Genomic DNA, 13,586 nt, shown 5'->3' on the forward strand with positions numbered 1-13,586 from the left:
GCTTTTTTGAAAGTATGGTAAAATAGATGAATGGAGGTAGCTCATGTTTCGTAAGAATAAATTATTTTTTTGGACCAGTGAGATTTTATTAGTAACAATCATTTTTTATTTATGGAGAGAGATGGGGGCTATTATCACGCCTTTTGTAAGCGTCGCAAACACCATCATGATTCCTTTTCTTCTAGGTGGTTTTTTATATTATTTGACCAATCCTATTGTAAATTTTTTACAAAAGTATTTCAAAATTAATCGTATCATTGGTATTCTACTAACCTTGTGTGCTTTGGTTTGGGGGCTTGTCATTGGGGTAGTCTATCTCTTACCGATTTTGGTTAATCAGTTGACCAGCTTGATTGCGACTAGTCAGACTATCTATAGTCGTTTACAAGATTTGATTGTGGATTTATCTACTTATCCAGCCTTTCAAAATTTGGATATTCAAGCGACTATTCAACAGTTAAATTTATCCTATGTAGATATTTTACAAAATATCCTAAATAGCGTTACCAATAGTGTTGGAAGTGTCCTATCAGCTCTCTTTAGTACCGTTTTGATTATTATTATGACCCCTGTATTTTTGGTTTATTTTTTGTTAGATGGTCATAAATTTTTACCGATGCTTGAGCGCACTGTTTTAAAGAGAGATAAGTTGCATATTGCAGGTCTGCTAAAAAATTTGAATGTGACAATTGCTCGATACATTAGTGGAGTCGCAATTGATGCTATTATTATCGGTTGTTTGGCCTTTATCGGATATAGCGTTATCGGTTTAAAATATGCTTTAGTCTTTGCCATCTTTTCGGGATTGGCCAATCTCATTCCTTATGTAGGACCAAGTATTGGCTTGATTCCAATGATTATCGCCAATGTCTTTACGGATCCTCATAGAATGCTAATTGCAGTTGTTTATATGCTAATCATTCAACAAGTGGATGGGAATATCCTCTACCCTCGAATCGTTGGTGGCGTGATGAAAGTCCATCCAATAACAATTTTAGTATTACTTTTGTTATCAAGCAATATCTATGGGGTCATTGGCATGATTGTCGCAGTACCAACCTATTCTATTTTAAAAGAAATTTCTAAGTTCTTATCACGTTTGTATGAAAACCATAAAACAATGAAAGAACGAGAAAGAGAATTAGCTAAGTAAAAGTCAGGAAATTCCTGATTTTTCTTTTTCATTAAAGAAGTGATAGGAGTAGAAGTGCCATTTAGATTAGCCGATTAAGAATAATTCACAAAAACTTTGTAAAACACTTGCAATTTAGCTGAAATTTGATAAAATAGTAAGGAAAGTTAGACTGTATTGCCTACTGTCTATCTATAAAATATATTTTATTGGAGGCTTTTACTCAAATGGCAAAAGAAAAATACGATCGTAGTAAACCACACGTTAACATTGGTACTATCGGACACGTTGACCACGGTAAAACTACCCTAACTGCAGCTATCACAACTGTTTTGGCACGTCGCTTGCCTTCATCAGTTAACCAACCTAAAGACTATGCGTCTATCGATGCTGCTCCAGAAGAACGCGAACGCGGTATCACTATCAACACTGCGCACGTTGAGTACGAAACTGAAAAACGTCACTACGCTCACATCGACGCTCCAGGACACGCGGACTACGTTAAAAACATGATCACTGGTGCTGCTCAAATGGACGGAGCTATCCTTGTAGTAGCTTCAACTGACGGACCAATGCCACAAACTCGTGAACACATCCTTCTTTCACGTCAGGTTGGTGTTAAACACCTTATCGTCTTCATGAACAAAGTTGACTTGGTTGACGACGAAGAATTGCTTGAATTGGTTGAAATGGAAATCCGTGACCTATTGTCAGAATACGACTTCCCAGGTGACGATCTTCCAGTTATCCAAGGTTCAGCTCTTAAAGCCCTTGAAGGTGACACTAAATACGAAGACATCGTTATGGAATTGATGAACACAGTTGATGAGTACATCCCAGAACCAGAACGTGACACTGACAAACCATTGCTTCTTCCAGTCGAAGACGTATTCTCAATCACTGGACGTGGTACAGTTGCTTCAGGACGTATCGACCGTGGTATCGTTAAAGTCAACGACGAAATCGAAATCGTTGGTATCAAAGAAGAAACTCAAAAAGCAGTTGTTACTGGTGTTGAAATGTTCCGTAAACAACTTGACGAAGGTCTTGCCGGAGATAACGTAGGTGTCCTTCTTCGTGGTGTTCAACGTGATGAAATCGAACGTGGACAAGTTATCGCTAAACCAGGTTCAATCAACCCACACACTAAATTCAAAGGTGAAGTTTACATCCTTACTAAAGAAGAAGGTGGACGTCACACTCCATTCTTCAACAACTACCGTCCACAATTCTACTTCCGTACTACTGACGTTACAGGTTCAATCGAACTTCCAGCAGGTACTGAAATGGTAATGCCTGGTGATAACGTGACAATCGACGTTGAGTTGATCCACCCAATCGCCGTAGAACAAGGTACTACATTCTCTATCCGTGAGGGTGGACGTACTGTTGGTTCAGGTATGGTTACAGAAATCGAAGCTTAATTCGATTTAGTTCCCAGAAGAACAATTATTTAAGTCAGACACTAAAAGAATCTTGCATTGCAAGGTTCTTTTTTTCGGATATTGAACTAAAATTGAAGAATTATTTACATAAAAAAGCTCTATACACTTGATGGGCATAGAGCAAACAGAGCTTTATTTGATATAGAGTTCTTGATTTTTTAGGACAATTTCACGTACGCTTGCAAACTTTTTGAGTTTTTTGATTTCTTCTGGATGGGTGACGAGAGTGATAACATAACCTTCCTTGCCCATGCGACCTGTACGGCCAGCGCGGTGAGTGTAAGTTTCGATATCCCTAGGGACATCAAAGTTTACAACACATTCGAGGCTATCGATATCAATTCCACGAGCCAGAAGGTCAGTTGCAAGAAGCAGGGTTAGTTGCTTGTCTTTAAACTTTTCTAAGATGACTTTTCTAAATTTGACATTGACATCACTAGCTAGAGAAACAGCCAAGATATCCCGATACTGTAATTTTTCTTCTGCGCTTCCAAGGTCTGATAGGCTGTTAAAGAAGACCAGACCTCGGAAATCCTCTACATGAGCTAGTTTTCGTAGCATATCCACTCGGTGACGTTGATCTACCTGCATATAGAAATGTTGGATGTTGTCCAATTTTTGGTCAGAAAGATCAATGGTACGTGTGTTCTGCGCAATCTTTTCTTGGTCAAACTTGGTTGTCGCACTCATATAGACAAGTTGGTGGTCACGAGGTGCGTAGTGAGTAATTTTCTCGACAAAGTGTATCTGAGAATCATCTAGCAATTGATCGAATTCATCCAGGATGATGGTTTCCACATTCATCATCTTGATTTTTTTCAATTTAATCAACTCAAAGATACGACCAGGGGTTCCAATCAGAATTTCTGGTCCTTTTTTTAGGCGTTCAATCTGGCGTTTCTGACTCGAACCTGATAAGAAGAGTTGGGCAGTTAAGCCGATAGCGTCTGCCCACGTTTTACATACATCAAAAATCTGTCCAGCAAGCTCCGTATTTGGTGCTAGAATCAAGAGTTGCTGCGCTTTTTTCTTTTGTAGTCTGAGAAGACTTGGTAGGAGGTAAGCTAGGGTCTTACCAGTTCCTGTTGGGCTCACTCCTAGGAGGTTTTCTCCAGCAAGAAGGGGCTCAAATAGTTGAGTTTGAATGGGGGTGAATTCCTGGAAACCGAGTTGGTCACTCAGTTCTTGCCATTCAGTTGGTAGTTTGGTTTTCATTTTTCTGCCTCAAATCTAATGCCAGCAGTCTGGCGCATAGTATATAGTAGCTCATGAACTGAACTTGCATCTTCCAGCCAAGTTTGGTAGAGATTCAGATCTGGTTGCTGGATCATGTGTGCAAATGCAGCGACTTCCTCAGTCATCGTATGAGGAGCCTGTTGGCTAGGGAGTTGGATTTGATTGCCTTGGTGGTCGGTAAAAATAGCCGAGCTGACATGTTCGATGGTGTTGAGGGTCAAGGTACCATCTGTCGTATAAATCTCGCAGGGGAGATTGGAAGTGATGTTTTTCCCAGCCTTGATATGAACTTGAAAGTCAGGGTAGAAGAGAATTCCGTCTCCATTTAGGTCAATGCTATTGTCAAGCTGTTGAGCCATGTAGGTCGCGTCCTCAGCCTTTCCAAAGAGACGAACGGCAGCGTAGAGAGGATAAATCCCCAAATCCATAAGCGCTCCACCAGCAAAACGATCTGAAAAAACATTTTGTGTCAGTCCAGCTAACAAATCTGGCATTTTGGAAGAATACTTGGCATAGTTGAAATCTGCTCCCAAAATTTGCTTGTCTGCTAAAAAGTTTTTGATGATAGTGAAAGCTTTTTCATGGTAATTGCGAGCTGCTTCAAAGATAAAACAGTGATTTTTTTCAGCTGTTTGAACCAAATCTAGCCATTCTTGTGGCTGAGTGACAGCTGGCTTTTCAAGAATGACATGTTTACCTGCAGACAATGCAGCTTTTGCCTGAGCAAAATGCAAGGAGTTTGGACTGGCAATATAGACCACATCAAAGGAGCTCTTGAAGAAGTCCTCTACTTGATCAAAGAGTTGGATATCCTGATAGCGAGAAGCAAAGGTTGCTGCAGTTTCAAGTTTCCTAGAATAGACTGCGACCAGTTGGTATTCTCCGCTGGTATGGGCTGCTTCTATGAAGTGGTGGCTAATAGCGCCTGTTCCGATGACACCTAATTTTAGCATAAATACTCCTTTTCCAATTTTAAGTCCTTCTTTCATTATAACATAGATAGACTTGACTATCCAACAGAGGAGAAAAAATTTCAAATAAGCTACTAGGCCTTTTCCAAAGAAAGTAGTACAATAATGAGATGAGTAAATGAAATAGGAGGGAAAATGAGGTTATTACCTATAAGAAAAATATCACGTCAGTCTAAGAGGCTAGCGCTTTTTTTGACTTTTTGTGCAGGTTATGTAGATGCCTATACGTTTATTGTGCGAGGGAACACTCTTGTAGCTGGACAAACTGGGAATGTCGTTTTTCTTTCAGTAGAATTAATTCAAAATAATGTTTCAGATGTTAGGGACAAGGTTCTCACCTTGCTAGCTTTTATGATGGGGGTCTTTTTATTAACTGTTTATAAGGAAAAATTGAGAATTGTGAAAAAGCCAATTCTGTCACTGATTCCTTTGGCAATCTTATCAATCATTATTGGTTTTGTGCCGCAAACTGTAGATAATATCTATCTAGTACCGCCATTAGCCTTTTGTATGGGCTTGGTGACAACTGCTTTTGGTGAGGTTTCGGGTATTGCCTACAATAATGCCTTTATGACAGGGAATATCAAACGAACAATGCTAGCTTTTGGAGATTATTTCCGAACCAAGCACACTCCTTTTTTACGTGAAGGGATTATCTTTGTAAGCCTGCTTAGTAGTTTTGTCCTTGGTGTTGTCTTTTCGGCTTATTTGACGATTTTCTATCATGAAAAGACCATTCTTGGTGTTCCTATTATGATGAGTATTTTTTACATTAGCATGCTTTTTGCCTCGTGGCGGAAAAAAGTAAAAGAAAAAGCTTCATTTTAGGTGTTATTACTTGTAAGAAAATAGGAGATATGCTATACTTGAAGAGTTGACTATGCACGATCCTGTGCAACCGCACGAACATCGTTGCTTGATTATTCAAGTTTAAGTGGTTTGTCCCACGATGCTAGGCGAGTCTTCACAAAAAAATCGGGGAAACCCATAAAAATCATAGGAGGTGCATAATGAGCACATACGCAATTATCAAAACTGGCGGAAAACAAGTTAAAGTTGAAGTTGGTCAAGCAGTTTACGTTGAAAAATTGAACGTTGAAGCTGGTCAAGAAGTTACTTTTAACGAAGTTGTTCTTGTTGGTGGTGAAAACACTGTTGTCGGAACTCCACTTGTTGCTGGAGCTACTGTAGTTGGAACTGTTGAAAAACAAGGAAAACAAAAGAAAGTTGTTACTTACAAGTACAAACCTAAAAAAGGTAGTCACCGTAAACAAGGTCACCGTCAACCATATACAAAAGTTGTCATCAACGCAATCAACGCTTAATTTTAAGGAGAACACATGATACAAGCAGTCTTTGAGAGAGCCGAAGATGGCGAGCTGAGGAGTGCGGAAATTACTGGACACGCCGAGAGTGGCGAATACGGCTTTGATGTCGTGTGTGCATCGGTTTCTACGCTTGCCATTAACTTTATCAATTCTATTGAAAAATTTGCAGGCTATGAACCAATCCTAGAATTAAACGAAGATGAAGGTGGCTATCTGATGGTTGAAATACCAAAAGATCTTCCTTCACACCAGAGAGAAATGACCCAGTTATTCTTTGAATCATTTTTCTTAGGTATGGCAAACTTATCGGAGAACTCTTCTGAGTTCGTCCAAACCAGAGTTATCACAGAAAACTAACACGGAGGAAAACATTATGTTAAAAATGACTCTTAACAACTTGCAACTTTTCGCCCACAAAAAAGGTGGAGGTTCTACATCAAACGGACGTGATTCACAAGCAAAACGTCTTGGAGCTAAAGCAGCTGATGGACAAACTGTAACAGGTGGATCTATCCTTTACCGTCAACGTGGTACACACATCTATCCAGGTGTGAACGTTGGACGTGGTGGAGACGATACTTTGTTCGCTAAAGTTGAAGGCGTAGTACGCTTTGAACGTAAAGGACGCGATAAAAAACAAGTTTCTGTTTACCCAATCGCAAAATAATGCCTAAAAACGGCTTGAAATAAGGCTTTCCGAGTTTTCGGAGAGCCTGTTTTTTTGTTTTGGTACCCATGATTTTTTCGTTCTTAGTGTAGCTGAGTTTTATGAGTGACATTATTTTTCTTCGATGGAAAACTTCTAAAATATGGTATAATGAAAAGATAGAGAAGTTGGGGGTAGAAGATGAACATTCAACAATTACGCTATGTTGTTGCCATTGCCAATAGCGGTACTTTCCGTGAAGCTGCTGAAAAGATGTATGTTAGTCAGCCGAGTCTGTCCATTTCTGTTCGTGATTTGGAAAAAGAGTTGGGCTTTAAGATTTTCCGTCGGACCAGCTCAGGGACTTTCTTGACTCGTCGTGGTATGGAATTCTATGAAAAAGCGCAAGAATTGGTTAAAGGATTTGATATTTTTCAAAATCAGTATGCAAATCCTGAGGAAGAAAAGGATGAATTTTCCATTGCCAGTCAGCACTATGACTTCTTGCCACCAACCATTACGGCCTTTTCAGAGCGCTATCCTGACTATAAGAACTTCCGTATTTTTGAATCAACTACTGTTCAAATTTTAGATGAAGTGGCGCAAGGGCATAGTGAGATTGGGATTATCTACCTTAACAATCAAAATAAAAAGGGGATCATGCAACGGGTTGAAAAGCTAGGCCTTGAGGTCATTGAATTGATTCCCTTCCATACCCATATTTATCTCCGTGAGGGGCATCCTTTAGCCCAGAAAGAGGAATTGGTCATGGAGGATTTAGCGGACCTACCAACGGTTCGTTTCACTCAAGAAAAAGATGAGTATCTTTATTATTCAGAGAATTTTGTTGATACCAGTGCGAGCTCACAGATGTTTAATGTGACAGACCGTGCTACCTTGAATGGTATTTTGGAGCGGACGGATGCTTATGCGACTGGTTCTGGATTTTTAGATAGTGATAGTGTTAATGGCATTACAGTTATTCGTCTCAAGGATGAACTAGATAATCGCATGGTCTATGTTAAACGTGAGGAAGTGGAGCTTAGTCAAGCTGGGAATCTTTTCGTAGAAGTCATGCAAGAATATTTTAATCAGAAGAGGAAATCATGAAAAAAAGAGGAATAGTGGCAGTCATTGTACTGCTTTTGATTGGGCTGGATCAGTTGGTAAAATCCTATATCGTCCAGCAGATTCCACTGGGTGAAGTGCGCTCTTGGATTCCCAATTTCGTTAGCTTGACCTACCTGCAAAATCGAGGGGCAGCCTTTTCGATGTTACAAGATCAGCAGTTCTTATTCGCTGTCATTACCCTGGTTGTCGTGGTAGGTGCCATTTGGTATCTACATAAACACATGGAGGACTCATTCTGGATGGTCTTGGGTTTGACCTTGATTATTGCAGGTGGTCTTGGAAACTTTATTGACAGGGTCAGTCAGGGCTTTGTTGTGGATATGTTTCACTTAGACTTTATTAATTTTGCAATTTTCAATGTAGCGGATAGCTATCTGACGGTTGGAGTGATTATTTTATTGATTGCAATGCTAAAAGAGGAAATAAATGGAAATTAAAATTGAAACTGGTGGCCTGCGTCTAGATAAGGCTTTGTCCGATTTGACAGAATTATCACGCAGTCTAGCGAATGAACAGATCAAATCAGGTCAGGTCTTGGTCAATGGTCAAGTCAAGAAAGCTAAATACACAGTCCAAGAGGGTGATGTCGTCACTTATCATGTGCCAGAGCCAGAGGTCTTAGAGTATGTGGCTGAGGATATTCCGCTAGAAATAGTCTACCAAGATGAGGATGTGGCTGTCGTTAACAAACCTCAGGGCATGGTTGTGCATCCGAGTGCTGGTCATACTAGTGGAACCCTAGTAAATGCTCTTATGTATCATATTAAGGACTTGTCTGGTATCAATGGGGTTCTGCGTCCAGGAATTGTTCACCGTATTGATAAGGATACGTCAGGTCTGCTCATGATTGCTAAAAACGATGAGGCGCATCTAGCACTTGCCCAAGAACTCAAGGATAAAAAGTCTCTCCGTAAATATTGGGCGATTGTTCATGGAAATCTGCCCAATGATCGTGGTGTGATTGAAGCTCCGATTGGTCGTAGTGAAAAAGATCGTAAGAAACAGGCTGTGACTGCTAAAGGGAAGCCTGCAGTGACTCGTTTCCACGTTTTAGAACGCTTTGGTGATTATAGCTTAGTAGAGTTGCAACTGGAGACAGGGCGTACTCATCAAATCCGTGTTCACATGGCTTATATTGGCCATCCAGTTGCTGGTGATGAGGTCTATGGTCCACGTAAGACTCTGAAAGGGCATGGGCAATTTCTTCATGCCAAGACTTTAGGTTTTACTCATCCGAGAACAGGTGAGATTTTGGAATTTACAGCAGATATCCCAGAGATATTTAAGGAAACATTAGAGAGACTGAGGAAGTAAGAATGAAAAAGAAATTAACTAGTTTAGCACTTGTGGGCGCTTTTTTAGGCTTGTCATGGTATGGAAATGTTCAAGCTCAAGAAAGTTCAGGAAATAAAATTCACTTTATAAATGTTCATGAAGGTGGCAGTGATGCGATTATTCTTGAAAGCAATGGACATTTTGCCATGGTGGATACAGGAGAGGATTATGATTTCCCAGACGGCAGTGATTCTCGTTATCCATGGAGACAGGGTATCAATACCACTTATAAGCATGTTCTAACAGATCGTGTCTTTCGTCGTTTGAAGGAATTGGGTGTCCCAAAGCTTGATTTTATTTTGGTAACACATACCCACAGTGACCATATTGGAAATGTTGATGAATTACTGTCTACCTATCCAGTTGACCGAGTCTATCTTAAGAAATATAGTGATAATCGTATTACTAAGCCTAAACGTCTTTGGGATAATCTGTATGGCTATGATAAGGTTTTACAGACTGCCGCAGAAAAAGGTGTTTCAGTGATTCAAAACATCACACAAGGAGATGCTCATTTTCAGTTTGGGGACATGGATATTCAGCTCTATAATTATGAAAATGAATATGATGAGAATGGAAATCTTAAACCTGTTTGGGATGATAATTCCAATTCCTTGATTAGTGTAGTAAAAGTCAATGGCAAGAAAATTTATCTTGGGGGCGACTTAGATAATGTTCATGGAGCAGAAGACAAGTACGGTTCTCTCATTGGAAAAGTTGATTTGATGAAGTTTAATCATCATTTAGATACAAAAAATTCTAATACAAAAAATTTTATAAGAAATTTGTCTCCTGAGATAATTGTTCAAACTTCTTCCTCACCAATTGGTTCGTATGATAGCGGTGAAGAAATAAATAGGGAATATATTAGCTGGCTTGAATCAATGGGAATTCAACATATAAACGCAGCCAGCAAAGACTATGATGCGACAGTTTTTGATATTCGAAAAGACGGTTTTGTCAATATTTCAACATCCTACAAGCCGATTCCAAGTTTTCAAGCTGGTTGGCATAAAAGTGCTTATGGAAACTGGTGGTATCAAGCGCCTGATTCTACAGGAGAGTATGCTGTCGGTTGGAATGAAATTGAAGGTGAATGGTACTATTTTAATCAGAGGGGAATCCTGCTATATAATCAATGGAAAAAATGGAACAATCGTTGGTTCTATTTGACAGACTCTGGTGCTGCTGCTAAAAATTGGAAGAAAATCGCTGGAATCTGGTATTATTTCAACAAAGAAAACCAGATGGAAATTGGTTGGATTCAAGATAAAGAACAGTGGTATTATTTGGATGTTGATGGCTCTATGAAGACAGGTTGGCTTCAATATAAGGGGCAATGGTATTACTTTGCCCAATCAGGGGAAATGAAAACGGGCTGGGTAAAAGATAAAGAAACCTGGTACTATATGGATTCTACTGGTATCATGAAGACAGGCGAGATAGAAGTTTCTGGTCATCATTACTATCTAGAAGAATCAGGAGCTATGAAGCAAGGCTGGCTTAAAAAGGCAAATGATTGGTATTTCTACAAGGAAGATGGTTCGCGAGCTGTTGGTTGGATTAAAGACAAGGATAAATGGTACTTCTTGAAAGAAAATGGTCAATTACTTGTGAATGGTAAGACACCAGAAGGCTATACTGTTGATTCAAGTGGTGTCTGGTTAGTGGATGTTCCGGTAGAGAAATCTGTTACAACTAAAGTCACAAGTAATTCAGAAATTAAAGAATCTAGTGAAGTAGTGAAAAAGGATCTTGAAAATAAAGAAACGAGTCAACACGAAAGTATTACAAGTTCTTCAACTAGTCAAGATTTGACTTCTTCAACTTCACAAAGCTCTGAAACGAGAGCAAACAAATCGGAATCAGAACAGTAGTAAAAAAGAAGGTTTTAGGGCCTTCTTTTTCCTATCAACTCTTTTCTATTTCCTGCCATTCATGTTATAATGGATAAATATGAAGAATCGGAGTGAGACTATGAAATACAAACGGATTGTCTTTAAGGTGGGGACTTCCTCTCTGACAAATGAGGATGGAAGTTTATCACGTAGTAAGGTAAAGGCTATTACCCAGCAGTTGGCTATGCTGCACGAGGCTGGTCATGAATTGATTTTGGTGTCGTCAGGTGCCATTGCTGCTGGTTTTGGAGCCTTAGGATTTAAAAAGCGTCCGACTAAGATTGCTGATAAACAGGCTTCAGCAGCGGTAGGGCAAGGGCTTTTGTTGGAAGAATACACGACCAATCTTCTCTTGCGCCAAATCGTTTCTGCACAAATCTTGCTGACTCAGGATGATTTTGTGGATAAGCGCCGTTATAAAAATGCCCATCAGGCTTTGTCAGTTCTACTTAGCCGTGGGGCAATTCCTATCATCAATGAGAATGACAGTGTTGTTATTGATGAGCTCAAGGTTGGCGACAATGATACTCTGAGTGCACAGGTAGCGGCCATGGTACAAGCAGATCTTTTGGTCCTCTTGACAGATGTGGACGGTCTTTATACTGGAAATCCTAATTCAGACCCAACTGCCAAACGTTTGGAGAAAATCGAGACTATCAATCGTGAGATTATTGATATGGCTGGTGGAGCTGGCTCGTCAAATGGGACTGGAGGCATGCTAACCAAAATCAAAGCTGCAACTATTGCGACAGAATCAGGAGTTCCTGTTTATATCTGCTCATCCTTGAAGTCAGATGCTATAATTGAGGCAGCGGAGGAGACCAATGATGGTTCCTACTTTGTTGCTCAAGAGAAGGGACTTCGTACCCAGAAACAATGGCTGGCCTTTTATGCTCAGAGACAAGGTTCTATTTGGGTTGATAAAGGGGCTGCAGAAGCTCTCTCTCAACATGGCAAGAGTCTCCTTTTATCTGGTGTTGTTGAAGCAGAAGGCGCCTTTTCTTACGGTGATATTGTGACAGTATTTGACAAGGAAAGTGGGAAATCACTTGGAAAAGGACGCGTACAATTTGGAGCATCTGCTCTGGAGGATATGTTGCGTTCTCAAAAAGCCAAGGGTGTCTTGATTCACCGTGATGACTGGATTTCCATTACTCCTGAAATCCAACTACTCTTTACAGAATTTTAGAGGTAAACTATGGTAAGTACACAAGAACAATTTGAACAGGTACAGTCTGTTAAAAAATCGATCAACACTGCTAGTGAAGCAGTGAAAAACCAAGCCTTGCTAGCCATGGCTGATTACTTATTAGCAGCTACTGAGGAGATTTTAACGGCAAATGCCCTCGATATGGAAGCGGCCAAGGGGAAAATCTCGGATGTTATGTTGGATCGTCTTTATTTGGATGCAGGACGTATAGAAGCGATGGCAATTGGGATTCATGAAGTGGTTGCTTTACCAGATCCAATCGGTGAAGTTTTAGAAACAAGTCAGCTTGAAAATGGTTTGGTTATCACAAAGAAACGTGTGGCTATGGGTGTTATCGGTATTATCTATGAAAGTCGTCCAAATGTGACGTCTGATGCGGCTGCTTTGGCTCTTAAAAGTGGAAATGCAGTTGTTCTTCGTAGTGGTAAGGATGCCTATCAAACAGCCCATGCCATTGTCACAGCCTTGAAGAAGGGATTGGAGACAACGACCATTCATCCAGATGTGATTCAACTAGTGGAAGATACTAGCCGTGAAAGTAGCTATGCTATGATGAAGGCCAAGGGATATCTAGACCTTCTCATTCCTCGTGGGGGGGCTGGTTTGATCAATGCAGTGGTTGAGAATGCTATCGTGCCTGTTATCGAGACAGGAACTGGGATTGTTCATGTTTATGTCGATAAGGACGCAGATGAAGATAAGGCTCTCTCTATTATCAACAATGCTAAAACCAGTCGTCCTTCTGTTTGTAATGCCATGGAGGTTCTGCTTGTTCATGAAGACAAGGCAGCAAGCTTCCTTCCTCGTTTGGAGCAAGTGCTAGTTGTCGATCGAAAAGAAGCTGGACTTGAACCGATTCAATTTCGTTTAGATGAAAAAGCTAGTCGATATATTTCTGGACAAGCAGCAGAGATCCAAGACTTTGACACCGAGTTTTTAGACTATATCCTAGCGGTTAAGGTCGTTAGCAGTTTAGAAGAAGCGGTTGAGCATATTGAAACCCATAGTACCCATCATTCGGATGCTATTGTGACGGAAAGTGCTGAAGCTGCTGCTTACTTTACAGACCAAGTGGACTCGGCAGCAGTTTATGTCAATGCTTCAACGCGTTTCACCGATGGAGGTCAATTTGGTCTGGGATGTGAAATGGGGATTTCTACTCAGAAATTGCATGCGCGTGGTCCAATGGGCTTGAAGGAATTGACCAGCTACAAGTATGTGGTTACTGGTGATGGGCAGATAAGGGAGTAAGAG

General features: G+C 40.3%; 14 protein-coding genes, 1 pseudogene and 1 other annotated feature. Of the genes and pseudogenes, 12 read left to right on the forward strand and 3 right to left on the reverse strand.

Annotated elements, in window-relative coordinates; translation table 11 throughout:
• The first annotated feature begins 43 nt into the window (after positions 1–43).
• Together B7695_RS09695 and tuf are read left to right on the forward strand one after the other, a co-directional pair.
• Positions 44–1,153 (forward strand): AI-2E family transporter, encoded by a 1,110-nt coding sequence (locus B7695_RS09695; protein ID WP_084891406.1) that lies wholly within the window; start codon positions 44–46, stop codon positions 1,151–1,153.
• A gap of 206 nt (positions 1,154–1,359) precedes the next feature.
• On the forward strand, positions 1,360–2,556 hold the full coding sequence (gene tuf, locus B7695_RS09700; RefSeq protein WP_001040726.1) for an elongation factor Tu: 1,197 nt from the start codon (positions 1,360–1,362) through the stop codon (positions 2,554–2,556).
• 153 nt (positions 2,557–2,709) lie between these two features.
• Here the strand turns inward: tuf and B7695_RS09705 are convergent, their stop codons facing one another.
• Together B7695_RS09705 and B7695_RS09710 are read right to left on the reverse strand one after the other, a co-directional pair.
• Positions 2,710–3,792, reverse strand: coding sequence for a DEAD/DEAH box helicase (locus B7695_RS09705; RefSeq protein WP_084891408.1), 1,083 nt, complete (start codon positions 3,790–3,792; stop codon positions 2,710–2,712).
• Positions 3,789–4,766 carry a Gfo/Idh/MocA family protein gene (locus B7695_RS09710; RefSeq protein WP_084891409.1) on the reverse strand — a complete coding sequence of 326 codons (978 nt, stop codon included), beginning with the start codon at positions 4,764–4,766 and terminating at the stop codon, positions 3,789–3,791. The genes B7695_RS09705 and B7695_RS09710 overlap by 4 nt, the downstream gene beginning before the upstream one ends.
• Before the next feature lie 153 nt (positions 4,767–4,919).
• On the opposite strand from B7695_RS09710, the gene B7695_RS09715 reads away from it, so the two are divergent.
• From B7695_RS09715 to rpmA, 4 genes are all read left to right on the forward strand, one after another.
• On the forward strand, positions 4,920–5,612 hold the full coding sequence (locus tag B7695_RS09715) for a YoaK family protein (RefSeq protein WP_192855779.1): 693 nt from the start codon (positions 4,920–4,922) through the stop codon (positions 5,610–5,612).
• Positions 5,613–5,670: 58 nt separating this feature from the next.
• Positions 5,671–5,758 (forward strand) — a sequence feature (ribosomal protein L21 leader region).
• A 36-nt stretch (positions 5,759–5,794) separates the two neighbouring features.
• Positions 5,795–6,109, forward strand: a complete 315-nt coding sequence (gene rplU, locus B7695_RS09720) for a 50S ribosomal protein L21 (RefSeq protein WP_000109141.1) — start codon at positions 5,795–5,797, stop codon at positions 6,107–6,109.
• Positions 6,110–6,124: 15 nt separating this feature from the next.
• Positions 6,125–6,469 carry a ribosomal-processing cysteine protease Prp gene (locus tag B7695_RS09725; RefSeq protein WP_000613694.1) on the forward strand — a complete coding sequence of 115 codons (345 nt, stop codon included), beginning with the start codon at positions 6,125–6,127 and terminating at the stop codon, positions 6,467–6,469.
• Positions 6,470–6,485: 16 nt separating this feature from the next.
• Positions 6,486–6,779 carry a 50S ribosomal protein L27 gene (gene rpmA, locus B7695_RS09730; protein ID WP_000916509.1) on the forward strand — a complete coding sequence of 98 codons (294 nt, stop codon included), beginning with the start codon at positions 6,486–6,488 and terminating at the stop codon, positions 6,777–6,779.
• A gap of 116 nt (positions 6,780–6,895) precedes the next feature.
• On the opposite strand, the pseudogene B7695_RS11565 reads toward rpmA, so the two are convergent.
• Positions 6,896–6,967: pseudogene (locus B7695_RS11565) on the reverse strand (AraC family transcriptional regulator); the annotation flags it as partial.
• Here B7695_RS11565 and B7695_RS09735 point away from each other — a divergent pair.
• From B7695_RS09735 to B7695_RS09760, 6 genes are all read left to right on the forward strand, one after another.
• On the forward strand, positions 6,960–7,868 hold the full coding sequence (locus B7695_RS09735; protein ID WP_084891413.1) for a LysR family transcriptional regulator: 909 nt from the start codon (positions 6,960–6,962) through the stop codon (positions 7,866–7,868). The pseudogene B7695_RS11565 and the gene B7695_RS09735 sit on opposite strands and share 8 nt — an antisense overlap.
• Positions 7,865–8,326: a signal peptidase II gene (gene lspA, locus B7695_RS09740; RefSeq protein ID WP_084891415.1), complete on the forward strand. Its 462-nt coding sequence runs from the start codon at positions 7,865–7,867 to the stop codon at positions 8,324–8,326. The genes B7695_RS09735 and lspA overlap by 4 nt, the downstream gene beginning before the upstream one ends.
• Positions 8,316–9,203, forward strand: coding sequence for an RluA family pseudouridine synthase (locus tag B7695_RS09745; protein WP_084891417.1), 888 nt, complete (start codon positions 8,316–8,318; stop codon positions 9,201–9,203). The genes lspA and B7695_RS09745 overlap by 11 nt, the downstream gene beginning before the upstream one ends.
• Before the next feature lie 2 nt (positions 9,204–9,205).
• Positions 9,206–11,101 (forward strand): MBL fold metallo-hydrolase, encoded by a 1,896-nt coding sequence (locus B7695_RS09750; RefSeq protein ID WP_084891419.1) that lies wholly within the window; start codon positions 9,206–9,208, stop codon positions 11,099–11,101.
• A 100-nt stretch (positions 11,102–11,201) separates the two neighbouring features.
• Positions 11,202–12,311, forward strand: coding sequence for a glutamate 5-kinase (gene proB, locus B7695_RS09755; RefSeq protein ID WP_239822282.1), 1,110 nt, complete (start codon positions 11,202–11,204; stop codon positions 12,309–12,311).
• 9 nt (positions 12,312–12,320) lie between these two features.
• Positions 12,321–13,583: a glutamate-5-semialdehyde dehydrogenase gene (locus B7695_RS09760; RefSeq protein ID WP_084891423.1), complete on the forward strand. Its 1,263-nt coding sequence runs from the start codon at positions 12,321–12,323 to the stop codon at positions 13,581–13,583.
• Positions 13,584–13,586: the final 3 nt, after the last annotated feature.

It is taken from the genome of Streptococcus mitis, assembly GCF_002096845.1.
Taxonomy (GTDB): domain Bacteria; phylum Bacillota; class Bacilli; order Lactobacillales; family Streptococcaceae; genus Streptococcus; species Streptococcus mitis_A.

Coding starts and splice junctions, on each gene's coding strand:
- B7695_RS09695 (WP_084891406.1), top strand. CDS start 44: ATGTTTCGTAAGAATAAATTATTTTTTTGGACCAGTGAGATTTTATTA.
- tuf (WP_001040726.1), top strand. CDS start 1,360: ATGGCAAAAGAAAAATACGATCGTAGTAAACCACACGTTAACATTGGT.
- B7695_RS09705 (WP_084891408.1), bottom strand. CDS start 3,792: ATGAAAACCAAACTACCAACTGAATGGCAAGAACTGAGTGACCAACTC.
- B7695_RS09710 (WP_084891409.1), bottom strand. CDS start 4,766: ATGCTAAAATTAGGTGTCATCGGAACAGGCGCTATTAGCCACCACTTC.
- B7695_RS09715 (WP_192855779.1), top strand. CDS start 4,920: ATGAGGTTATTACCTATAAGAAAAATATCACGTCAGTCTAAGAGGCTA.
- rplU (WP_000109141.1), top strand. CDS start 5,795: ATGAGCACATACGCAATTATCAAAACTGGCGGAAAACAAGTTAAAGTT.
- B7695_RS09725 (WP_000613694.1), top strand. CDS start 6,125: ATGATACAAGCAGTCTTTGAGAGAGCCGAAGATGGCGAGCTGAGGAGT.
- rpmA (WP_000916509.1), top strand. CDS start 6,486: ATGTTAAAAATGACTCTTAACAACTTGCAACTTTTCGCCCACAAAAAA.
- B7695_RS09735 (WP_084891413.1), top strand. CDS start 6,960: ATGAACATTCAACAATTACGCTATGTTGTTGCCATTGCCAATAGCGGT.
- lspA (WP_084891415.1), top strand. CDS start 7,865: ATGAAAAAAAGAGGAATAGTGGCAGTCATTGTACTGCTTTTGATTGGG.
- B7695_RS09745 (WP_084891417.1), top strand. CDS start 8,316: ATGGAAATTAAAATTGAAACTGGTGGCCTGCGTCTAGATAAGGCTTTG.
- B7695_RS09750 (WP_084891419.1), top strand. CDS start 9,206: ATGAAAAAGAAATTAACTAGTTTAGCACTTGTGGGCGCTTTTTTAGGC.
- proB (WP_239822282.1), top strand. CDS start 11,202: ATGAAATACAAACGGATTGTCTTTAAGGTGGGGACTTCCTCTCTGACA.
- B7695_RS09760 (WP_084891423.1), top strand. CDS start 12,321: ATGGTAAGTACACAAGAACAATTTGAACAGGTACAGTCTGTTAAAAAA.